The sequence below is a fragment of the Pseudomonas sp. Ps21-P2 genome (genome assembly GCF_039672565.1).
Lineage (GTDB): Bacteria > Pseudomonadota > Gammaproteobacteria > Pseudomonadales > Pseudomonadaceae > Aquipseudomonas.
The window spans coordinates 98,034-117,583 of sequence record NZ_JBDFPL010000006.1 but is presented as its reverse complement, the minus strand read 5'-3'; the positions used below and the strand labels follow the sequence as shown (position 1 = coordinate 117,583).

The following is a 19,550-nucleotide window of genomic DNA, read 5'->3' as shown; positions in this document are numbered from 1 at the left end:
ACAACACCATGGTGTTTCCAGGCTGTGTCCCCTTCGTCTAGTGGCCTAGGACACCGCCCTTTCACGGCGGTAACAGGGGTTCGAGTCCCCTAGGGGACGCCATTTGCGGGAATAGCTCAGTTGGTAGAGCACGACCTTGCCAAGGTCGGGGTCGCGAGTTCGAGTCTCGTTTCCCGCTCCAAATTCTCAAAAACGCCGCTCACTAGAGCGGCGTTTTTGTTTGTCCGGGATTTGAGGAAAATGAGCTCTCTTAAAGTGGCGCAGGCAGCGTCCTCATTTTCGGCGAGTGAGCAAGTGCGTAGCCTTGGCGGGCAGTGGATCAGGCTCGTGGCACATGCAACTCCACTTCCATAGCGTCATGAAGCAGCCTGACGACCTCAATTGCTTCGTCTTTAGCCACACGATACAACACGAGATGTCTCGGGCTTTTGACTGGACCATGGCTGTGCCTGGCATGCTGGCGAGCGTAAGTGAGGTGGAAGCTGCGAAGACCCGGTGCAAGTTCATCCCGCTGACAGCTGCCGATGCGGTGGGGCGCGTTAGCGATGAGCTGCAGCGCTTCAAGGATCAGGGCTTGATAGACGTTGTTGTGCTTGGTCGCCAAACTGCGCCTGAGAGTGCTTAAGCGTGTCGATGATGTCGGCGCGCGCTGCGCTGGATATACGATAGTGCGACTTGCTCAGTTCTTCGCGCGTGTGGCGACATTGGCCTCAACGCTCAAATCTTCGAGGTACTGCTTGAGGTCGCCTTCGTAGAGTTCGGTGAAGCGACCGTGTTCAAGGTCCATCAAACCGATCGAGGTGGCTTGGCGAAGGGCCTCAACTTTTGCCGTATCTTCAGCGATTCGCTGTTCCAGCAGCCGCAGTCCTTCGCGCATTACTTCGCTGGCATTTTGGTACCGCCCGGACTGGACCAGTTCGTGAATTACCTGTTCCTGATGCGTGGTCAGTACAACGTTACGCGTAGCCATAGTCCGCTCCAGGTTGAGAGATGTGAGCCCAATGAATGTTGGCATACTATGCCATTGCCCCGTAGTCGCCTGGTTCGGGATGATCGGCGAGTGATGCAATACGTACTTCTTTAAGCAAAATCGTTAGGTTTATCAAGCTCACGCATTTTCGCGGCTTCCTGCACATTCCGCATATTTCCATATAACTATATTGAATTTATTTAATATAACGTTCGATGCTATGGTTCTGATCCCTGACGCTGCTTCGCCCGGCGCAGGCCCAAGAATCGGCTACCGCACAGGCGGACCGGCGTTCATTTCATGATCCGGTTCCGATGGAGCCTCCCCGGAGATTGCCTGTGTCGATCAAATCCCTTCTGTTGCGCCCTGTGTTATCCCTTCTCCTATTCACCGGCTCACTCAGCGCGGTGCATGCCGCAGAACTGGTGGTGGGCGATCAAAGCTATGGCGCCCGAACCGTCATGGAAGCCGCTGGCGTTCTCAACGATTTGCCCTACACGCTGGAATGGAAACAGTTCACCGCCGGCTCACCCGTCGCGGAAGCGCTGAATGCCGGCAGCCTCGACGTCGGCTTGCTGGGTGATGCGCCGGTGTTGTTTCTCGGCGCGTTAGGGGCGCCCATCAAGGTGATTGGCGTTTCACGGCAGAACCTGGCGGGGGTGGCGATCGTGGTGGGCAAGGATTCGCCGATCAAATCGGTGGCCGACCTTAAAGGCAAGCGGGTGGCGATCTGGAAGGGTTCGTGGAGCCAGCAATTGATGCTGACTGCGCTGGACAAGGCCGGCATCGCGCGGGATGCGGTGGAATATCGATATTTGAGTGCGCTGGACGCTTCCCATGCTCTGGACGGTGGTTCGGTTGACGCCATCGCCACGTGGGATCCCTACGTGATTCAGCAGGAGCGCCAGGGCGGGCGGGTGATCACCACCGCGCAAAACCTGATCCCGGCGCAGAGCTTTGTCGTCGCCAATGACCGCTCGATCAAAGACAAGCGCCCGGAAATCACCGACTTCCTCCAGCGCCTGCAAAAAGCTCGGGCCTGGTCGGTCGCCAACAAGCAGAACACCGACACGTACGCTAATGCGTGGGCGGTCCTGTCCAAGGCCGACCCCGAGGTGGCGCGGGGCTGGTTCGAGCGTTCGGCGACGGTGGTGCTGCCGATTTCACCCCAGGTCATAACCCAGGCGCAGCAGACCATCGACTTTTTCAACGCTGCGGGGCTGACGAAGTCCTATCCGGCTGGCACTGTGTTCGACGACTCCTTTGCCGCTGCGCTTGACGCCGGGGCTGACGCGTCGGCGCAAGCGGCGCGTTGATCGATCACGGCAGTCACCGCACAGGCCCACTTGCTGGAGCATTGACCCATGAGTTTCACCTCGTTGCATTGGGGCGCTTACCGTCCGCGGGTTGTTGACGGACGGCTTCAGGCCATGGATCCGGTGGAGTGGGACGCGGACCCTTCGCCGATTGGTTCGTCTATTCCCGGGGCAATCGACTCGGCCACGCGTATCCGTCGGCCGGCCGTGCGCCGCAGTTTTCTCGAGCGTTTCGACGATCATCCGGCCCTGCGCAACCCGCACTTGCGCGGCCACGAAGCCTTCGTCGAGGTGCCGTGGGATGTTGCGCTGGATCTGGTCGCCACCGAGTTGTCGCGGGTAAAGAGTGAGCATGGCAACAAAGCGATATTCGGCGGCAGTTACGGCTGGGGCAGCGCGGGGCGGTTTCATCATGCGCAAAGCCAGTTGCACCGTTTCCTCAACAGCTGCGGCGGCTACGTCTACAGCGTTGACAGTTACAGCCTCGGCGCGGGCCGGGTGTTGATGCCGCACATCGTCGGCAACATGGACTGGCTGCTCGCAGCGCACACCTCCTGGCAGAATCTGGCGGAGCATTGCGAGCTGTTCGTCGCGTTTGGCGGGTTGCCGTTGAAGAACGCGCAATGCAGCCCCGGCGGTGCCAGCGATCATCTGGTCAGCAACGGCATTCGCAGGATGTCGGATGCCGGCGTGCAGTTCGTCAATGTCAGCCCACTGCGTGATGATTTAACCGGACCGCAGCGCAATGAGTGGCTCGCCGTGCGGCCCGGCACCGACACTGCGCTGATGATGGCGCTGTGCTGGGTGCTGGTGGACGAAGGACTGCACAACGTAGATTTTCTGCGTCGTTATACGGTGGGGCATGAGCGCTTCATCGAATATGTGCTCGGCGCGGTAGATGGCGTGGCGAAGACGCCGGAGTGGGCGGCAGCGCTGACGGATATTCCGGCGCAACGGATCGTCAGCCTGGCGCGGGAGATGGCGGGCAAGCGCACGACGATCAACGTCGCCTATTCGCTGCAGCGGGCACAGTTTGGCGAGCAACCGTTCTGGATGACCGTGACGTTGGCGGCGATGCTGGGGCAGATCGGTCTGCCCGGCGGCGGCTTCGGGCTGGGTTATGGCTGCATGAACAACACCGGCAGCGGGCGCAAGGCGTTTTCCGGGCCGCGCTTTTCCCAGGGCGTGAACCCGGTCAAGGATTTCATTCCGGTGGCGCGGGTCACCGACATGCTGCTCAATCCCGGCGAGGCGTTCGATTACAACGGCAAGCGTTATCACTACCCGGACGTCCGACTGGTGTACTGGGCCGGCGGCAACATTTTCCATCACCACCAGGACATCAATCGACTGCTGCAGGGCTGGCAGCGTCCGGAAACCATCATCGTTCACGAGCAGTTCTGGACCGCTCAGGCCAAACACGCGGACATTGTGCTGCCTGCGACCACTGCGCTGGAGCGTGACGACATTGGTAGCGCTGCGTCCGACCGCTTCATGATCGCCATGCACAAGGTGATCGAGCCGGTGGGGGAGGCGCGGGACGATTATGCGATCTTCGCCGAGCTGTCCCGTCGGCTGGACTGCGAGCAGGTGTTTACTGAGGGCCGTGATGCCGGGCAATGGCTGCGCTTGCTGTATGAAGAGTCGCGACCACGTGCCGGAAGCTTTGCCATCGAGCTGCCGGATTTTGACAAGTTCTGGCGCGAGGGCGTGTTCGAAGTGGATTACCCGGCAGACGATACTGTGCTGCTCAAGGCCTTTCGGGAGGATCCCCAGGGGAATTCGCTGCAGACGCCGTCGGGCAGGATCGAGATTTTCAGTGAGACGATCGCAGGCTTTGGCTATGCCGACTGCCCCGGCCATCCCGTGTGGCTGGACAAGCCCACCCAGCCACTCCCCCTGCATCTACTGTCGAACCAGCCGAAGACGCGCCTGCACAGTCAGTATGACCACGGGGCTTACAGCCAGGCCTCGAAAATTCAGGGGCGGGAGCCGTTGACGATCAACCGGCAGGACGCCTTGGCGCGCGGGATTGCCGAGGGGGATGTGGTCAGGGTGTTCAACGATCGAGGTGCTTTTCTGGCCGGGGTGATTGTGTCCGACGACATTCGCCCGGGCGTGGTACAGATCGCCACGGGGGCCTGGTTTGATCCGCTGGTGAAGGGTCAGCCGAACAGCCTGGAGAAGCACGGCAACCCGAATGTGCTGACTGAAGACATTGGGTCTTCGAGTCTGTCTCAGGGCTGCTCGGCGCAGACAGTGACGGTTGACGTTGAAAAGTGGCACGGCGAAGTACCGCCGATCACCGCGTTCGAGCCGCCTGAAATGCTGGCTTGATCGGCGAACGTAGGACTGGCTTTAGCCGGGAAGACGTTGGACATGACGCTGCAAGATTGAGGGTGTCGCAACTGGCCTCTTCCCGGCTGAAGCCGGTCCCACTAAAAACAATGCGTACACCCGGTAGGACTGGCTTTAGCCGGGAATGCGTCGGGTGTCACGCTGCAAGATTTGGGGTGTTCACACTGGCGCCTTCCCGGCTGAAGCCGGTCCTACCGTGGAATGCGGTGCTACTTACTGCCTGACTGCTCGCCCGGCAAACACGGCCTTGCCCACCCCCTGCAGCACCACGTCATTCTGTGGCGTGTGCACTCGGCCGCAGACGACGTTGCGATAATGGCGTTGCAGCGGGTTGCTGCGCGACAGGCCGGGGTTGCCGGTGGCTTCAATGGCCAGTTCAACCGCGCGAATGGCGTTGCTGGTCACCAGGTATTTGATTTGCGCCCCATGACTGGCCGGCGTCAGCCCATGAGTCGCCGATTCCAGCAACGTCCGGTTGGCGAACAACAAGGTGTCGATGTGGCCGAGTACTTCTTGAAAGCGCGGCAGCGTCGACAGCGAGGCCCCCAGGTTGGACGGCGTGCGCTGCTCCAGAAAATTCACCAGCCAGTCCCGCGCCGATTGCGCAATGCCGTCGTACACCGACGACAACAACACCGACATCCACAGCAATCCTGTTGCATCCAATTCAGGCTGCGGCGAACTCGCCGGGCTGGTGTTGACCCCATGATCCAGCGGCACCAGCACGTCGTCGAAAATCACCTCGTGGCTGGAGGTCGCGCGCATGCCCAAATGATCCCAGTCCTCGACGATGCTCACGCCCGGGCTGTCCTTGCGCACCAGCCACACCCCGACCATCGGATCGGCGTCATCGCTGCGGGCCCAGACGTTGAACCAGGTCAGGCCGCGGCTCCCCGTCGAGTAAATCTTCCGTCCGCTGATCCGCCAGCCTTCCGCCGTCCTGCGCGCAATCGTCGCCGGCAGCCCGCCGCGAGAAGGCGAGCCCAAGTCCGGCTCGACCCGCAGCGAGTTGATCAGCGCACCTTTATGCACCGCGTCCAGCGCCACCTGTCGGTATAAATGCTCGGGCCAGTTTTTGACTTCCCGAATGCGTGCGTGCTGGATGTACTGCATCACCAGAATCAGCGCAGTGGAAGGCTCGCCGCGCGCCACCGCGCTGATCACTTGCTGTGCCCGCTTAAGATCCGCATCGCCGCCCCCCAGCGCGCCTTCGACCGTCAGCCCGAGCAGACCTTGCTCGTGCAGCAAACGGAAGTTCTCGTGTGGGAAGTCAGCCGTTTCATCGTAGTGCTGCGCGGTCTCGGCCAGCCGCTCGGTGATCCCCTGCAAACGCCCCACAAAGGCCGCCTCGGTCTCGGCATCTGCTGAAGCATCAGGTTGCCGATTCAATCCTGCGCTCATGCCGGGACCTGCGATTTTTCAGCGTCCGTGACCTTCGCAGCCGCTGCCAGCCGCGCGGCGGTATGACGATTAACGGGAAACTCCAGACCAAAGTGTTCGCGCAGGGTCGAGCCGGTGTAATCACTGCGTTGCAGGCCGCGTTGCTGCAGGACCGGAATCACCAACTCGGTGAAGTATTTCAGCCCATCAGGCAACAGCGAATTGATGATGAAGCCATCACTGGCGCCGTTCTCGAACCAGTGCTGAATCTGGTCGGCGACCTGTTCGGGCGTGCCGACGAACTCGCGGCGGGGGCGGGAGAAATCCAGCGCAACCTGACGCAGGGTCAGGTTCTGCTCCCTGGCCTGCTGCTTGATCCGATCCGAACCGCCTTTCTGGCTGTTGGCGCCCAGATCGCCCAGGTCCGGAAACGCCGCATCCAGCGGGTATTGGCGGAAGTCGTGATCGTTGAACGGCCGGCCCAGCGCGACGATGGCGTCTTCGATGCTCACCAGTTCCACCGCTTGCTGATAACGCTGCTCAACCTCTTCGGCGTCGCGCCCCACGATCGGGCGAATGCCCGGCAAAATCGACAGGTCATCCGGGTTGCGCCCAAAGCCGACCGCGCGGCGCTTGAGGTCGGCGTAATACGCTTGAGTCTCTTCCAGGGACTCGGCGTGGACGAAAATCGCATCGGAATACTCTGCAGCGAAGTTGCGCCCGTCCTCGGAAGTCCCTGCTTGAAACAGCACCGGCTGACCCTGGCGTGAGCGGGCGATGTTCAGCGGGCCTTTGACCTGAAAAAAGTCGCCCGCATGGTTCAAGGCGTGCAGCTTGCTGCGGTCGAAAAACGCACCCGTCTGCTTGTTGCGGGTGAAGGCGTCGTCCTCCCAGGAATCCCACAGCCCTTTGACCGCCGACACGTGCTCCCTGGCAATGCGATAGCGCACGGCGTGGGGCGGATGCTCGCTCTTGCTGAAGTTTTCGGCGGTGCCGCTGAGCCATGAGGTGACGACGTTCCAGCCGGCGCGGCCGCCGCTGATGTGGTCCAGGGAAGAGATCTGCCGCGCCACTTGAAAGGGTTCGGTGTAGCTGACGGTCACAGTCGCCACCAGGCCGATCGTTGATGTCGTCGCCGCCAGCGCCGAGAGAATGGTCAGTGGCTCGAAACGGTTGAGGTAGTGCGGGCTGGAGTTCTCGTGGATGTGCAGGCTGTCGGCGATGAACACGAAGTCGAATTTCGCGTCTTCAGCCAGTCGGGCCTGGCCTTTATACCAGTCGAAGTTGGTGCTGGCGTCGGCCTGTGCGTCCGGGTGGCGCCACTCGCCCCAACCGTGGCCCACGCCATGGACCATTGCACCGAATTTGAGTTGACGAGGCTTGCTCATGATGTGTGCTCCTGAGTCGAGCGCTTAGCGCGCAGCTTGGGGATTGTTCTGGTGGGCGGCTTGCTCGGCTGATTGCTCGGCGGCCAGGCGGATGGCGTTGAAATCCGCATCGAAGCCGTGGGACACGTCGACGTGCTTGTTAAGGATGCCTTCGCGCTGGTAGATGTCCGCCGTGTTCTGCAGGCCCTTGATGACGCCGTCATCGATGCTCACGCGTTCCATTTTGGTGTCTTGGTTGACCGCCAGATGCACGGCCAATGGCAGCCCGGTGACCTTGGTCTGGGCGGCGGCGTATTCGGCAGGATGGGCGTTGGCCCAGCGGTAGGCGCGGTCGAGGCGCACCACGAAGTCGTCCAGTTGCACGCGCTTGTCGGCGATAGCCTTGCTGGTCGCAGCGAGGTAGGAATGATTGGTCAGCAAGTCCGGGCCGTTGGGCAGAATGCGCGCGCCGTTCTGCGTGGCGACGGTGGTGTAGGGCGCCCAGGTGGCCCAGGCGTCAGCATCGCCGTTGTCGAGGATCAGCCGCGACTCGCTGGGCAGCAGGTAGACGAAATTCACGTCGCTGGTCTTCAGGCCCGCTTCGTTCAGCGCGCGGATGGCCAGGTAATGGCCGATGGAGCCGCGTCCGGTGACGATGCGCTTGCCCTTGAGGTCGGCAACCGACTTGATCGGCGAGTCGTTGCGCACGATCAATGCGGTGGTGTAGCGGCCACTGACATGGGTGATGCTGATGACCTTCAACGCGGCACCCGCGCCCAGCGCAAACACATATGGCGCATCGCCCAGTGCGCCAACGTCGACGGCCCCTGCGTTCAGGGCTTCGCCCAATGGCGACGCCGAAGGGAATTCGGAGAACTTGATCTCGTAGGGCACGTCCTTCAGCTCGCCGGACACCTCCAGCAGCACCTTCAGCGCGGACTTCTGGTTAGCGACGAGCAGCGGCTGGAGTGGCTCGGCGGCCTGCGTGATTTGGCTGAATGACAAGGCGAGCAGTGCGCCGAGTATCACGTGTCGGACGCGAAGCAGGGGAGTGAAAGGGGCGGACATGATGCGTGTCTCCAGGCGTGGAAGTGGATTCTTGGCCTCCGCCTGGAGAAGGGGTCGGCAAGGGAATTGACCTTATGCCTATAAGAAACGGAATAGAAGTATCTTTTGGTTATATGCTAATTATGTATTTGTGTGATGATGCAGATCCTAATTATTAGATTAATGCATAACAATTTTTTGGGGCAATGCATTTTGTGCAGGAGCGGTTGTCCACGAGGTGGCGGGCACACGCGCTGAATATTGAGCGGCTGGAACGCCATCTTCGCGAGCACGCTCACTCCCACAGCGGCTGGCGTCGTCCGCGCGACGGGGGCCAGCCGTCAAGCGGCGGCTCAGATCACATAAAACCCGTGGGTCCCGTCGCGGCCCAATTGCTCGACCAATCCGTACTCCCAATCCAGATACGCCTGCATCGCCTCACGCGGCGCATCCGTGCCTTCATAAGGCCGGCGATAGCGATCAATGCGCGAGGAGGCCAGATGGCTTTCGCCGTGCTCAAGCTCTAACCCCGCCGCGACCCAACTGGCGGTGCCGTCCTTGAGCACAAACACCGGCTTGCCCGTTAGCGCTTCGACCTCAGACACAGCCAGGCGCGCCAGTTTGCTGCTGCCACAGGTCAGCACGTAACGCTCGGCGACCGGAATGTTCTGCAGCGCGCTGGCAAGGTCGGCTCGCAGCGTCCACCAGGCACCCGGAATATGCTGCTTGACGTAGTTGGCGCTGGCGGTGAAATCCAGCACCGCCACGCCACCCTGTTCGCGCCACTGGCGCAGTGTTTCGGCGCTGATCTCCTCGACCTGCCGCGAGGGCGGGTTCGGCGCGTTCCAGCCGCCTTTTTCGCTGAAATCCTCAGGGCCCAGGTCGTCCACCACGAACACCTCCCAGCCGAGCTGTGCGAGCCATGAAGCCGACATGTTCGCGCGCACGCCGTCGTCGTCGAGCAAGACAATTCGTGCGCCGCGCACACTGGCGTAATGGTCAGTCTCCTGCACCAGTTGGCCGCCCGGCGTCGAACGCGCACCCGGCACGTGACCGGCTTCGAATTCTTCCGGCGTGCGCACATCGAACAGGTACGTCGTGCGAGTCGTTTCTGCCTGCCAGACCGGCAGCTCCGCGCGGCTGCCGCGTTTCACTCGTGCTTTGTCCGCCACGTTGCGCGCATCCGCCCGAGCGACTTCCCAGGTCGCGTCGCTGACTTGCGGGAAGCGCCGGGATTGCCCGTGATCCAAGGTCTGCCCGGCCAGCAGCCAGCCGATGGTGCCATTGCGCAGGGCGGAAATCGGGTTGGGCAGGCCCGCGTTGACCAGCGACTGGGTGCCGATGATGCTGCGCGTACGGCCGGCGCAATTGACGATGATCCGGGTGTTGGGATCGGGCGCCAGCTCACGGGCACGCAGCACCAGTTCGGCACCGGGCACACTGACGCCGGTGGGAATGCTCATGGTCTGATATTCATCGAACCGCCGCGCATCCAGCACCACCACGTCGGCCTCGGCGTCGAGCAACTGCTTGACCTCTTCTGCGGCCAAAGACGGCGTGTGGCGATGATGCTCCACCAGTTCGCCGAACGCCTTGCTCGGCACGTTGACGTCAATGAACACCTCGCCGCCAGCGTTGCGCCAGCCCTGCAACCCGCCTTCAAGCAGCTTGACGTCGCTGTAACCCAGTTCCTGAAGACGCTTCAAGGCGCGTTCGGCCAGACCTTCGCCGTTGTCATAAACGGTGACAGCGGTGTCGCGACGTGGGACGCGCGCGAGCACCTCCAGCTCCAGTTTCGACAACGGGATGTTGGCGGCGAACAGCGGGTGAGCTTCGGCGAACGGGGCTTCTTCGCGGACATCGACCAGCGCGACCTCCTCATGGGCTAGAAGGGCTTGGCGGATGTCGGCGTAGGAACGGGTGTGGTGGCTCATTGGGCTTGGTTCTCTTTGGACAGATCCCAGATGTTCGGGAGAAAGGCGTTGGAATAGCCGGAGATGAACAGTTTTTCGCTGCCATCGGGCTGGTAAACAGCGCGCTTCACGGCGCCGATGTTGGCGCCGTAGACATGAATACTGATCGACACCTGATCGTCGAAGGCGTTGCTGACCTGATGAATGTCGTTGCTGCGCGGCGATAGTGCCTCGACATGACCGGGCTCCAGGCGGATCGCCGGGCCTTCCTGTTCGAGTCGGCCATCGGCGCTGCGGGCGAACCCCTGGGAATACTCGGCGCCGCGCAGCATGCCGATCAAGCCCCAGACGCGATGATCATGAATCGGCGTGCTCTGGCCCGGCCCCCACACGAAGCTGACGACCGAGAACCGCTGCCGTGAGTCGGCGTGCAACAGAAACTGTTGATAGCGCGCCGGATCAGGCACGGCGAACTCATCCGGCAGCCAGTCGTCATGATTGACCAGTTGCCCCAGCAGCTTGCCACCCCGGGAGAGCAGGTCGCCTTCCCCCGGGTTGCTATCGATCAGCTCGGCCAACGCGCCGATAAAGGCCCTGAGTCGTTCAGGGTGTCGGATGTGAGTCATATCGGCTCCGGTCGGAAGGGGATGCTTAATATAAGCATAATGCGCCTGGCTAATATGCTATTTATTGATGATTAGGTTATAACCAAAAAGTCGTTGATAACCGATTCGCAGGGTGCCGGGCGTTGTGAGGCTATCCAGCGCCTTCGATAGCCATTATGATTTTTGCCTATCTTGTTTCTCTTATTCCATGTGCGATCCGAATGAAAATTGATGACATCGATGCTTTCGTAGCGGTCATTCGCTGCCAGTCGATCAGCCATGCCGCTGAATCCCTCGACCTGACCCAACCCGCCATCACGCGCCGCGTGCAGAATTTCGAGCAGGCGCTGGGCGTTGAGTTGTTTGACCGTAATACCAAGCCGCTCAAGCCGACGCCAATGGGCACGCAGGTGTATCAGAAGTGTCTGGCGATCCTGCGGGAAATGGACTCTCTGCGTGAACTCGTCGCCAGCGACACGCCGCCCAGCGGTTTGCTCAGGCTGGGGGTGCCGCAAACCATCGGCGACGTCGTGCTGCTGGATGCGTTGAAACACCTGCGCGGGCAATTTCCCGACCTGCGCGCCCAAGTGATCACTGGCTGGGGCAGCCACCTGATCGGAAAAATCGAGAATGGCGAACTGGACGCGGCCGCGGCGCTGTTCCCGGCCGGGAAGATCTTCCCTGAAGGCATCGTCGGCGAGTCCATCGGCAAGATGGAGCTGGTGGTGGTGTGCGCCAGGAGCGCGCTGCCGAAAAAGCCGGTGAAGCTGGCGGACTGCTACGAGCTGGGCTGGGTGCTCAACCCCGACGGCTGCGGTTTCCGCGCCGGGCTGCAACGCACGCTGGCTGATCAGGGGTTAAGCCTGAAGGTCAATCTGGAAACCTTCGGCACCGAGCTGCAACTGGGGCTGGTTGCCGATGGCATGGGCCTGGGTCTGGTGCCGCGTCCGCTGCTGGAACGCAGCGTCCACCGCGATTCACTGGCGGTCATGCCGCTCAAGGATTTCAAACCGGTGATGGATTTGTGGCTGATCTACCCACGCTTCCTCGGCAATCTGCAGGCGCCGGTGGCGTCCTTCGGCAGTCTGGTGGCGCAATCGCTGAAGCAGGAGCGGGATGCGGCTTGAGGGCAGTGACGTGGTGGTGGACGGTCTGACCAAGACACCGTTTTGACTACCAGGAAAAGTCCTCGCCGTAGCACAGGCGTTACTCGGCCAAAACTGGATTCAACGCCGCAGGCGTTTGCCAGTGAATATCGGCCCAAGCACCGCTGCCGGCTGCCAGCAACTGGCGCAGATGCTGCTCGTGGAACGCTTCGCCCAGCGAATCGACGCGAAACGTTGCAACCCACTGCTCGCGCCCCAGCTTATAGGCGCTACCGAAATCTGCCCAACTGTCGAAGCAGTCCTGCGCCCGCTGTGCGTTCAGCAGCAGGACACGCCAGGCAAGTTCGGGTTCGAGCCAGCGCATCAGCAATGCACAGCGGACCAGAAACGCCACCCGCGCGCAGGCAAAAGCCATGGCTGCACGGGGTTCATCTTCGGCCGTCAGCGCCTGCAGGTCGAGGCTGTACCATTGCTGTTCGAGCGTCGCACTGAAGTGCTTCCGCACCGCCTCGTCATTGAAATTGCTGCGTATTCCGGCTTGGTAGAGCAACGCTGCGCGCACGGTCGTCCGCGCTTGCTCGGTGAAGGGATCGCATGCTGGCGAGTAGAAGCCCTCGATTTCCATTGCGTCAGCCATGGGCCTGGCTAACAGTAGCGACCAGTGCTTGCGCGGGCTGAATAACGATGCGCCGCCCCTCGCCCTGAATGTTCGCCACAACAACCAGCCTGAAACAACCGCTGCGATACTTAAAAACATGCCGTTCTCCTTATCTTGCCCGAGCCTGCCATGCTTGGATTTCTCCGGCCAGCGGCGAGGTCATATCAGGCCACTGCACATCTTCGGTCAGGTACAGCGGGGCATCAGACGAAAGCTCAACGCGTTCGCAGAATATGTGGCGAGTGGCGTACTTGACCGAAGCCGCGTGCGGGGCAGTCTGCAGGAACTGCTGTGGCTGACGTCCGGCCACCAGCCATTCGACCATGGCCGAGGGCGCATCTAGGCAGTCGTACAGTTGCGGATAACAGGCTACCAGACGACTCTGAGCGGCCGGGTCGCTGACGGTTTCGATTCGCTGCCAACCGACTTCGGTGCGCACGATGCCGATTGCAATGCAGTCGTCGGGCGTCTGCTGGTCGGTGCCGAGGGCATTCAGACACTGCAGCAAGTCCTGGTAATAACGCTCGACCGGTGGCCGGTTCTGCTTGCCCTTGACCTGCTCGACGGTCAAGGTGCCGTCGGCCTGAACGATCAGGCTGATGGTGATGTGTGGCTGGCCCTGGCTGTCGCGGAAACTGAACACGCGCATGCGCCGCTGCTCCAGCGCTTCTGCGTAGCGCTCGCCGTAGCCGCCGGTCAAGGCACGACGATCAGCGAACTGGCCCAGGCAGTGGCGCATCACGTAGCTTTCAAAGGCCATTTCCGCGCGCAGCGAGGGGCTCTCGGGACGCAGCTCCTGTAATACGTGCTCAGCGGTGGTCACCCGAGCGAGCAATGCCTCGGGGTTGCTCTTGCGCCAGCCTAGCTCGACCCGCTCCGCCATTTGCGCATGTTCTTTTTGCCACAGCGCCAGCGCCTGCGGGCAGTTGATGCGGTCGAGCTTACCGGCCAGCGCCGTGCCCTGGCGAGAGGTCAGGAACTCCACCAGCAAGGCCTCTTGAGCCAGCAGTGGCGCTTGATGCGGATCGACCCAAACCAGCGGCGCGGGTGTCTGCTGCGAATTTTTGCCGGCGTCGCTCAAATGCCTTGGCACCCATGAGGGCGGCTCGGCGCCCAGTGCTTCGGCAGCCTGCTCCAGGGTCAGGATCCGCCGCGCGGGTTCGAAATTGCCAACCAGATGACGGTAATAATGATTGAGCAACCATTTGCCCACCTCTGGCGCATCACCACGGGCCTTGCTGCGTTCAGCAATCCCGCGCTTGAGCTGATCAGCATTGAGTGCGTTGCGCGAGGCGTAACCGGATTGTCGCGCTTGCGGTTTCACCGCCATATCTGCCACCAGGTCTTGCAGTCTGGTGTTCCAGCAGCCTCCAGCTCGGCGATGCTCTGGCGGAAAATTTCGATATTGTGCTGGTCGGCCGCGTTGTTCGGGTCACTTTGCAGGATGGAGCGCTGGTAATACGCCAAAGCTTCTTCCTTGCGGCCAAGCCCTTCAAGTACTTCTCCGGCGCAGCCCAGGAGGGATGCCTCGTCGCGTTCGTTAATGTGCGGTGCGTAGCGTAGCCACAAGCTGGTGGCCGCCTCCGGCAAACTGAACGACAAGTACAAGGCGATTTTCGTCCTTACGAACAGCTCCGAGTACTCCAAATCTTGGTCGCGTACGCCGCGCTCTTCCTGCCATTGGAGGATACGCTCCAGCCAGATCAATATTTCGCGGTTGCGGTCCAGGCGGTGCAGGGCACGGGTGACGCCCAGTAGGTATTCTTCAGGGTCGTGGCGGCTGTAGCCATAGTCGGCTGCGTAGTGCCAAAGGTGTTCGGCAGCGTCGGCGATGCCCTCGTTGTCCTCCAGCAGAATTCGGTTTTCGAGGATGCCCTGATAATGTTCTGCGAACGAGCTGGCGGCGATGCCTCGGGAATGCAGCTCAATGGCCTGCTCATACATGCGTTGGTCGTTGTAGCGCCGGTAGTTATTTGCCAAGTTGTTGCACAGCATTGAGTACAGGTGCGCACAGGCATCGAAGCGGTGCCCGCGGCCGCTGGAGAAACATTGCTCCATTCGAGCCTGGCCGTGTTCGTAGGCAGCCTTTTGTACTTGGCTCAGCAGCGCCCAGGCTTGGTCTGCCTCATCGCTCGAGAGTTGCTCGACGTGCGTTTCGACCAGACCCTCGGTGTGGACCGCAAACCGGTAGTAGTACATACCACCGGCCAGTGGAGGTAAAGGTTGGCGCAGGGCATTGATAATGCCGAACACACTCGCGTGGGCGCTAAGCAGGCTGAAGGCGCTGCGGTTGTCCTGCATATTGCCGGCGGGGACTGCCTCGCGGAGCATGGCAAGTTCAGTGTTGGCGTCAATTCGTCCGGCAATGCGTTCCCGCACCGCCAACAGGCGATTGATCCACGGGTGGTTTGGCGAGCGGCGCCTGGCTTCAGCAAGGGCCTCGGTGAAGACGTTGTCGATCTGACCAAGCTCGTGGCCTTTGGCATGCATGGCATCAAGCAGCGGCCCCAAGGTCGGCATCGACTCGTCACGCGACGGCAGGCCGGAAATGAACCGCTCCAGCACCGCTTGATCGTCACAGGCACGCATCACGCACAACGGCCACCATGCGGATGCATCCTCGGCATCGAGCAGGCGATCGTGTACCCAAGCAGCCGTGCCCGGCCACATTTCGTCGCGCATTTCATAAATTTCCACGAACGCACGTTGCCCGGCCTCTTCGATCTGGCCGTCCTCAAGCAGCCAAGGCAAATGGAAATCAACGAAGTTGTCACCGCCGTCGGCCCCTAAGCTCAGCGTCGCCACTTCACAGATTTTCAACGCCCCTGCCAGATCGCCTTGGGCGTGCAGTGACCGGGCGGCCAAACGCGCCAGCCGCACTTCATATTCCCGACGTTGGGGCAGTGCCAACTCTGCGATCAGTCGCATCACAGGTTGCTCAAACATCGCCAGGCGCAACGGCACGATTTCGATCAGCGAATCGCCCAGCCACAGCCAGTCGTTAACGTCGACATCCTGATCTTCTTTGGCTGTGCGCAAAGCGGCAACTGCCGATAGCGCGGTTTCACGCGCCTCTTCGTTACGGTCATGGGCGGCCAGTACCCTGGCCCGGCGCCGGTATTGATCGGCATCGTCCCAAGCCCGCAAAGTGTGACGGCAGGGATTGATCAGTGACAGGGTGTGGCTCACTTCGATGGCCCGGAGCGCCACATCGAGCGTTGTGTGCTGCAGATCTTCGAAGATGTGGTGGCGCCAGTACCGCTCGATGTCGAACGGCAGCGGTTCCTTGGTCAGTTGCTGCAGGCTGTCCAACGCCTGCAGCAGGCCCTGCTCGTCTTTCAAATAGTTGCCTAGTCGCAGTTGGTAGAGCAGCAGGTTGAATTTGAGTTCGTTGCGCGCATCGTCAGGCGTAACCTCGATCAAAGCTTGGCCGTCGTCGGTAAGCACCGCTCTGGCTGCTTCAGCGTCACCGGCGTTAACCCACAAAACGTGCAGACGGGTGATCGATTCCAGCGAGATCGCCTTCAGCGGCTGTGCGCGCAACTGGCCCAGTAAAAAGTCGGCGCCGTGTTCTTGATGCTCGACCTCAACACGGTCCATAAATTGATCCAGCGGGATGCCGGACAGCACGGTGCTGTTTTGCGTCATTGTTAACTCCATTTGCTAATGACCGTGCATCGCCATATGCATAACGCGCAGCGTCCTTGAGTAGGGGGCGGCGAGTCCCCGTATCGGAAACGATGACGAAAGGGGAGCGGGCGATACCGCGAGGCGCGGCACGCTACCAGTGGAGGTTTGAAAAACCAAGACTTGGGCGGGGCGGAGTCCAGTAGTTGCGGAGCAATCAGCGGGTAGACGCTGTGCATCGCACTTGAGGCGGCATCGCCTGCAAATGGCTGCTTCTGGGCGATTGCTGCTGCTGGTCTCCACCGGTATGAGACGATTTAGACGCGGTTGAAAGAGGGGCGAAGAACTGTCAGTAAATATTGCGGTAGGCAGTCTGACGGCATCAATGCAGCTGATAGGTCTGATTGTCAGCCGACGCCGCCTGATGGAAAGCTCAGGCTGATAATAAAAAATACTGATAATTAGCTTAGAAGAAAATGTGATTTCTAAATGGTTTGCTCAGCGCATAGGCTTCCCCGATTACGTCTGAACCAGACCACCAGGGAGTCATGCATGAGCAACGTCAGTTCTTTACCTGTTCAGTCCAGCGTCAGCACCGCCGTCAACGCCGGCAGCGTGCGTGATCGGGTCAGCCCGGAAGAGTGGGAGGTGCGGGTGAAACTGGCGGCGGCTTACCGGATCGCCGCCCTGAAACGCTGGACCGACCACATCTACACGCATTTTTCCGCGCGCGTGCCGGGGCCTGATGAGCACTTCCTGATCAACGCCTTTGGCTTGCTGTTCGACGAGATCACCGCGTCCAATCTGGTCAAGGTCGACATCGACGGCACCCTCGTCGATGACCCGACCGGCCTGGGCATCAACAACGCCGGCTACGTTATCCACAGCGCCATCCATGCCGCGCGCCCTGATTTACAGGCGGTGCTGCACACCCACACCCGCGACGGGATTGCCGTCTCTGCGCAGAAGAACGGGCTGTTGCTGATCTCCCAGCATTCCCTCGGGTTCTCCGGGCGCGTGGCGTACCATGGTTACGAAGGCATCGCGCAGGACCTCGGCGAGCGTGAACGCCTGGTGGCAGACCTGGGCGACAAGAGCGTGATGATCCTGCGCAACCACGGTCTGCTCACGGCAGGGGTGAGTGTCGAGCACGCGTTTCAGCAGCTCCACAACCTCGAATACGCGTGCAACATTCAGATCGCGGCGCAGGCGGCGGGCAATGCCGAATTGATCTTCCCGCCCGAGGAAGTGGTCAGGAAAGTGGAAGAACAGGCCAAAGTCCTGAAAAGCGGCACGGGTCCGGGCGTGACACGGCACTGGAACGCGCTGATCCGCGAACTGGATCGGCACGGGACGGATTATCAGGCGTGATGTCGAATCCAGGCGCGCCGTTACGCGGCGCGCCTGGCATGGGGTGTTGAGGAGGCCTGCCGCGCAGGCGGCGATTACGCCACTTTCTCGTTCTTCTCCTGCTCACGCCGCGCGACCAATTCCCGTGTCAGCGGGATCAGTTTTTTGCCGTAATCGATTGCGTCTTCCAGCGGATCAAAACCGCGAATCAGGAACGTCGTGATTCCCAAGTCGTAATAATCCAGCAGCGCCTCGGCCACTTGCTCTGCGGTACCCACCAACGCGGTGGAATTGCCTTTCGCGCCGAGCAGTCCGGCAATGCCGGTCCACAAGCGTTTGTCCAGACGCGCACCTTGGGCCGCGGCTTCCAGCAAACGCCGCGAGCCTTCATTCGGCGGTTCGCGTCGCTCAAAGCCGGACGCTTGGGCCAGTACCTTCGCCCGCTCAAGAATATTGTCCGCACGCGCCCAGGCCTTTTCCTCCGTCTCCGCCAGAATCGGCCGCAACGACAGGCTGAAACGTACCGTCCGGCCGTGTTTTGCGGCTTCAGCCCGCACCTGTTTGACGATGTCCCTGACTTGCTCGTAGGTCTCGCCCCACAGCGCATAGACATCGGCATGCTTACCGGCAACTTCCAGCGCAGCCCGCGAGGCACCCCCGAAATACAGCGGAATATGCGGCTGCTGCGGCGACTTGACCAACGAATGAGCGCCCTCGAACTGGTAATAATTACCGTGGTGATCGAACGGCTTGTCGGCCGTCCATTCCTGGCGCACCACGCCGAGGTACTCGTCCGTGCGCGCGTAACGCTCATCCTTGCCAATAAAACTGCCGTCCGCTCGCAGCTCTTGATCATCGCCGCCTGTAATGATGTGCACCGCAATCCGCCCGCCAGTGAACACATCCAGCGTGGCGAATTGCCGAGCGGCGACGGTGGGTGAGATAAAACCCGGACGGTGTGCGACGAGAAACTTCAATGTTGTCGTGACGCTGGCCGCGTAAGACGCGACGAACGCACTGTCCGGGCTGTTGGAATGGTAGGCAACCAGTGCACGATCAAAGCCCGCCTCTTCATGGGCACGGGCGACTTTCTCCACATACTCAGGCTGGACCGCCGGCCCGCTGCGCGGATGAATCTCCGATCCGGGTTGGGTCGCGATATAACCGATGAACTCGACGCTCATGACAATTCCTCGTGCTGATGGAACAACCTGCACCAAGGGGAGGGCGCGGGTGCGAGTCAGCAACATAGGGGGAAGTCGAGGGTCTGTGAAATTCGATTTGGCGCTAAGCTAATTATAAAAAATATGCATTTAGCGGGCAGGTAAGATCAGGGAATCTTTTATAAGGTAGAAGGATAACTGCCAAGCTCAGAGTGACGCGGAGCGTCACAGGATGCCTTCCCACGCAGAGCGTGGGAAGGATCGAAGCGTTAGGCGGCGAACTTGCAATTGCCCATACCGGCCTCTTCCCGGCTAAAGCCGGTCCCACAAATGCGCGCAGTCATAAGGACCGGCGGCGCCCCCCGTAGGACCTGCATCAGCCGGGAAGCCTTTGATCCGCCGTTGATCTTGATCTTGATCTTGATCTTCATACGCAGAATGTCCAGACACCGCAAAACGCGACTTGGGTGCAGGCTGAACGCAGGTTTCGCGGAGTGGGCCGAGCCGCATGGATGCGGCGAGAGCGCCGTCAGGACATGGATGTCCGTTCGGCGCGGGCCCACGGAGCGAGACCGGAGTGAAGGAACCCTGACGAAGGAAGGGCCCAACCAGGAGCACAAGCCCTTGGTTACTTGGGGCTTTATCAAGTAACTCGCCGAAGGCGAAACAGTCCGCCCCCAGGCGGACGCT

The 19,550-nt window shown here is 61.0% G+C and carries 15 protein-coding genes, 2 tRNA genes and 1 pseudogene; 6 read left to right on the top strand and 12 right to left on the bottom strand.

What is annotated here, in order from left to right; all coding sequences use genetic code 11:
- The first annotated feature begins 26 nt into the window (after positions 1-26).
- Positions 27-102, top strand: a tRNA-Glu gene (locus tag ABEH28_RS16430).
- A 3-nt stretch (positions 103-105) separates the two neighbouring features.
- A tRNA-Gly gene (locus ABEH28_RS16425) sits at positions 106-181 on the top strand.
- A 138-nt stretch (positions 182-319) separates the two neighbouring features.
- On the opposite strand, the pseudogene ABEH28_RS16420 reads toward ABEH28_RS16425, so the two are convergent.
- Positions 320-683 (bottom strand): annotated as a pseudogene (locus tag ABEH28_RS16420) (type II toxin-antitoxin system RelE/ParE family toxin).
- Positions 680-970 carry a type II toxin-antitoxin system ParD family antitoxin gene (locus tag ABEH28_RS16415; protein WP_346630566.1) on the bottom strand — a complete coding sequence of 97 codons (291 nt, stop codon included), beginning with the start codon at positions 968-970 and terminating at the stop codon, positions 680-682. Before ABEH28_RS16415 ends, ABEH28_RS16420 begins: the two are co-directional and overlap by 4 nt.
- A 368-nt stretch (positions 971-1,338) precedes the next feature.
- Between ABEH28_RS16415 and ABEH28_RS16410 the strand changes: the two genes are divergently transcribed.
- Both ABEH28_RS16410 and ABEH28_RS16405 read left to right on the top strand, forming a co-directional pair.
- On the top strand, positions 1,339-2,286 hold the full coding sequence (locus ABEH28_RS16410) for an ABC transporter substrate-binding protein (protein WP_282367598.1): 948 nt from the start codon (positions 1,339-1,341) through the stop codon (positions 2,284-2,286).
- 48 nt (positions 2,287-2,334) lie between these two features.
- Entirely contained in the window at positions 2,335-4,623 is a 2,289-nt protein-coding gene (locus ABEH28_RS16405; RefSeq protein ID WP_346630565.1) for a molybdopterin guanine dinucleotide-containing S/N-oxide reductase, read from the top strand.
- A gap of 234 nt (positions 4,624-4,857) precedes the next feature.
- Here the strand turns inward: ABEH28_RS16405 and ABEH28_RS16400 are convergent, their stop codons facing one another.
- From ABEH28_RS16400 to ABEH28_RS16380, 5 genes are all read right to left on the bottom strand, one after another.
- The gene (locus ABEH28_RS16400) at positions 4,858-6,045 is read right to left on the bottom strand and encodes an acyl-CoA dehydrogenase family protein (RefSeq protein ID WP_346630564.1); all 1,188 of its coding nucleotides are present in this window, start codon (positions 6,043-6,045) and stop codon (positions 4,858-4,860) included.
- Positions 6,042-7,412 carry an LLM class flavin-dependent oxidoreductase gene (locus ABEH28_RS16395; RefSeq protein ID WP_346630563.1) on the bottom strand — a complete coding sequence of 457 codons (1,371 nt, stop codon included), beginning with the start codon at positions 7,410-7,412 and terminating at the stop codon, positions 6,042-6,044. Before ABEH28_RS16395 ends, ABEH28_RS16400 begins: the two co-directional genes overlap by 4 nt.
- Before the next feature lie 24 nt (positions 7,413-7,436).
- Complete coding sequence (locus ABEH28_RS16390) at positions 7,437-8,459, bottom strand: ABC transporter substrate-binding protein (protein WP_192172758.1); 1,023 nt, start codon at positions 8,457-8,459, stop codon at positions 7,437-7,439.
- Positions 8,460-8,791: 332 nt separating this feature from the next.
- Entirely contained in the window at positions 8,792-10,372 is a 1,581-nt protein-coding gene (locus ABEH28_RS16385) for a rhodanese-related sulfurtransferase (RefSeq protein WP_346630562.1), read from the bottom strand.
- On the bottom strand, positions 10,369-10,977 hold the full coding sequence (locus ABEH28_RS16380; RefSeq protein ID WP_346630561.1) for a cysteine dioxygenase: 609 nt from the start codon (positions 10,975-10,977) through the stop codon (positions 10,369-10,371). The genes ABEH28_RS16385 and ABEH28_RS16380 overlap by 4 nt, the downstream gene beginning before the upstream one ends.
- A 200-nt stretch (positions 10,978-11,177) precedes the next feature.
- On the opposite strand from ABEH28_RS16380, the gene ABEH28_RS16375 reads away from it, so the two are divergent.
- Positions 11,178-12,083: a LysR family transcriptional regulator gene (locus ABEH28_RS16375; RefSeq protein WP_192172755.1), complete on the top strand. Its 906-nt coding sequence runs from the start codon at positions 11,178-11,180 to the stop codon at positions 12,081-12,083.
- Positions 12,084-12,162: 79 nt separating this feature from the next.
- Here the strand turns inward: ABEH28_RS16375 and ABEH28_RS16370 are convergent, their stop codons facing one another.
- From ABEH28_RS16370 to ABEH28_RS16360, 3 genes are read right to left on the bottom strand one after another with little or no spacing between them, the layout of a single operon-like run.
- Positions 12,163-12,819: a DUF1266 domain-containing protein gene (locus tag ABEH28_RS16370; protein WP_192172754.1), complete on the bottom strand. Its 657-nt coding sequence runs from the start codon at positions 12,817-12,819 to the stop codon at positions 12,163-12,165.
- A 10-nt stretch (positions 12,820-12,829) separates the two neighbouring features.
- A complete protein-coding gene (locus tag ABEH28_RS16365; protein WP_346630560.1) occupies positions 12,830-14,050 on the bottom strand; it encodes a hypothetical protein in 1,221 nt (406 codons plus the stop codon).
- Positions 14,041-16,368 carry a hypothetical protein gene (locus tag ABEH28_RS16360; RefSeq protein ID WP_192172752.1) on the bottom strand — a complete coding sequence of 776 codons (2,328 nt, stop codon included), beginning with the start codon at positions 16,366-16,368 and terminating at the stop codon, positions 14,041-14,043. Before ABEH28_RS16360 ends, ABEH28_RS16365 begins: the two co-directional genes overlap by 10 nt.
- A 531-nt stretch (positions 16,369-16,899) precedes the next feature.
- On the opposite strand from ABEH28_RS16360, the gene ABEH28_RS16355 reads away from it, so the two are divergent.
- Positions 16,900-17,718 (top strand): class II aldolase/adducin family protein, encoded by an 819-nt coding sequence (locus ABEH28_RS16355; RefSeq protein WP_192172751.1) that lies wholly within the window; start codon positions 16,900-16,902, stop codon positions 17,716-17,718.
- A 74-nt stretch (positions 17,719-17,792) separates the two neighbouring features.
- Here the strand turns inward: ABEH28_RS16355 and ABEH28_RS16350 are convergent, their stop codons facing one another.
- Entirely contained in the window at positions 17,793-18,881 is a 1,089-nt protein-coding gene (locus tag ABEH28_RS16350; protein WP_192172750.1) for an LLM class flavin-dependent oxidoreductase, read from the bottom strand.
- A 248-nt stretch (positions 18,882-19,129) separates the two neighbouring features.
- Complete coding sequence (locus ABEH28_RS16345; protein ID WP_346630559.1) at positions 19,130-19,291, bottom strand: hypothetical protein; 162 nt, start codon at positions 19,289-19,291, stop codon at positions 19,130-19,132.
- Between the last annotated feature and the right edge of the window lie 259 nt (positions 19,292-19,550).

Excerpts from the sequence above, each read along its gene's own strand:
- ABEH28_RS16390 (WP_192172758.1), bottom strand. The coding sequence starts at position 8,459 with ATGTCCGCCCCTTTCACTCCCCTGCTTCGCGTCCGACACGTGATACTC.
- ABEH28_RS16415 (WP_346630566.1), bottom strand. The coding sequence starts at position 970 with ATGGCTACGCGTAACGTTGTACTGACCACGCATCAGGAACAGGTAATT.
- ABEH28_RS16385 (WP_346630562.1), bottom strand. The coding sequence starts at position 10,372 with ATGAGCCACCACACCCGTTCCTACGCCGACATCCGCCAAGCCCTTCTA.
- ABEH28_RS16400 (WP_346630564.1), bottom strand. The coding sequence starts at position 6,045 with ATGAGCGCAGGATTGAATCGGCAACCTGATGCTTCAGCAGATGCCGAG.
- ABEH28_RS16380 (WP_346630561.1), bottom strand. The coding sequence starts at position 10,977 with ATGACTCACATCCGACACCCTGAACGACTCAGGGCCTTTATCGGCGCG.
- ABEH28_RS16405 (WP_346630565.1), top strand. The coding sequence starts at position 2,335 with ATGAGTTTCACCTCGTTGCATTGGGGCGCTTACCGTCCGCGGGTTGTT.
- ABEH28_RS16360 (WP_192172752.1), bottom strand. The coding sequence starts at position 16,368 with ATGACGCAAAACAGCACCGTGCTGTCCGGCATCCCGCTGGATCAATTT.
- ABEH28_RS16355 (WP_192172751.1), top strand. The coding sequence starts at position 16,900 with ATGAGCAACGTCAGTTCTTTACCTGTTCAGTCCAGCGTCAGCACCGCC.
- ABEH28_RS16345 (WP_346630559.1), bottom strand. The coding sequence starts at position 19,291 with ATGAAGATCAAGATCAAGATCAAGATCAACGGCGGATCAAAGGCTTCC.
- ABEH28_RS16395 (WP_346630563.1), bottom strand. The coding sequence starts at position 7,412 with ATGAGCAAGCCTCGTCAACTCAAATTCGGTGCAATGGTCCATGGCGTG.
- ABEH28_RS16375 (WP_192172755.1), top strand. The coding sequence starts at position 11,178 with ATGAAAATTGATGACATCGATGCTTTCGTAGCGGTCATTCGCTGCCAG.
- ABEH28_RS16365 (WP_346630560.1), bottom strand. The coding sequence starts at position 14,050 with ATGGCGGTGAAACCGCAAGCGCGACAATCCGGTTACGCCTCGCGCAAC.
- ABEH28_RS16370 (WP_192172754.1), bottom strand. The coding sequence starts at position 12,819 with ATGTTTTTAAGTATCGCAGCGGTTGTTTCAGGCTGGTTGTTGTGGCGA.
- ABEH28_RS16350 (WP_192172750.1), bottom strand. The coding sequence starts at position 18,881 with ATGAGCGTCGAGTTCATCGGTTATATCGCGACCCAACCCGGATCGGAG.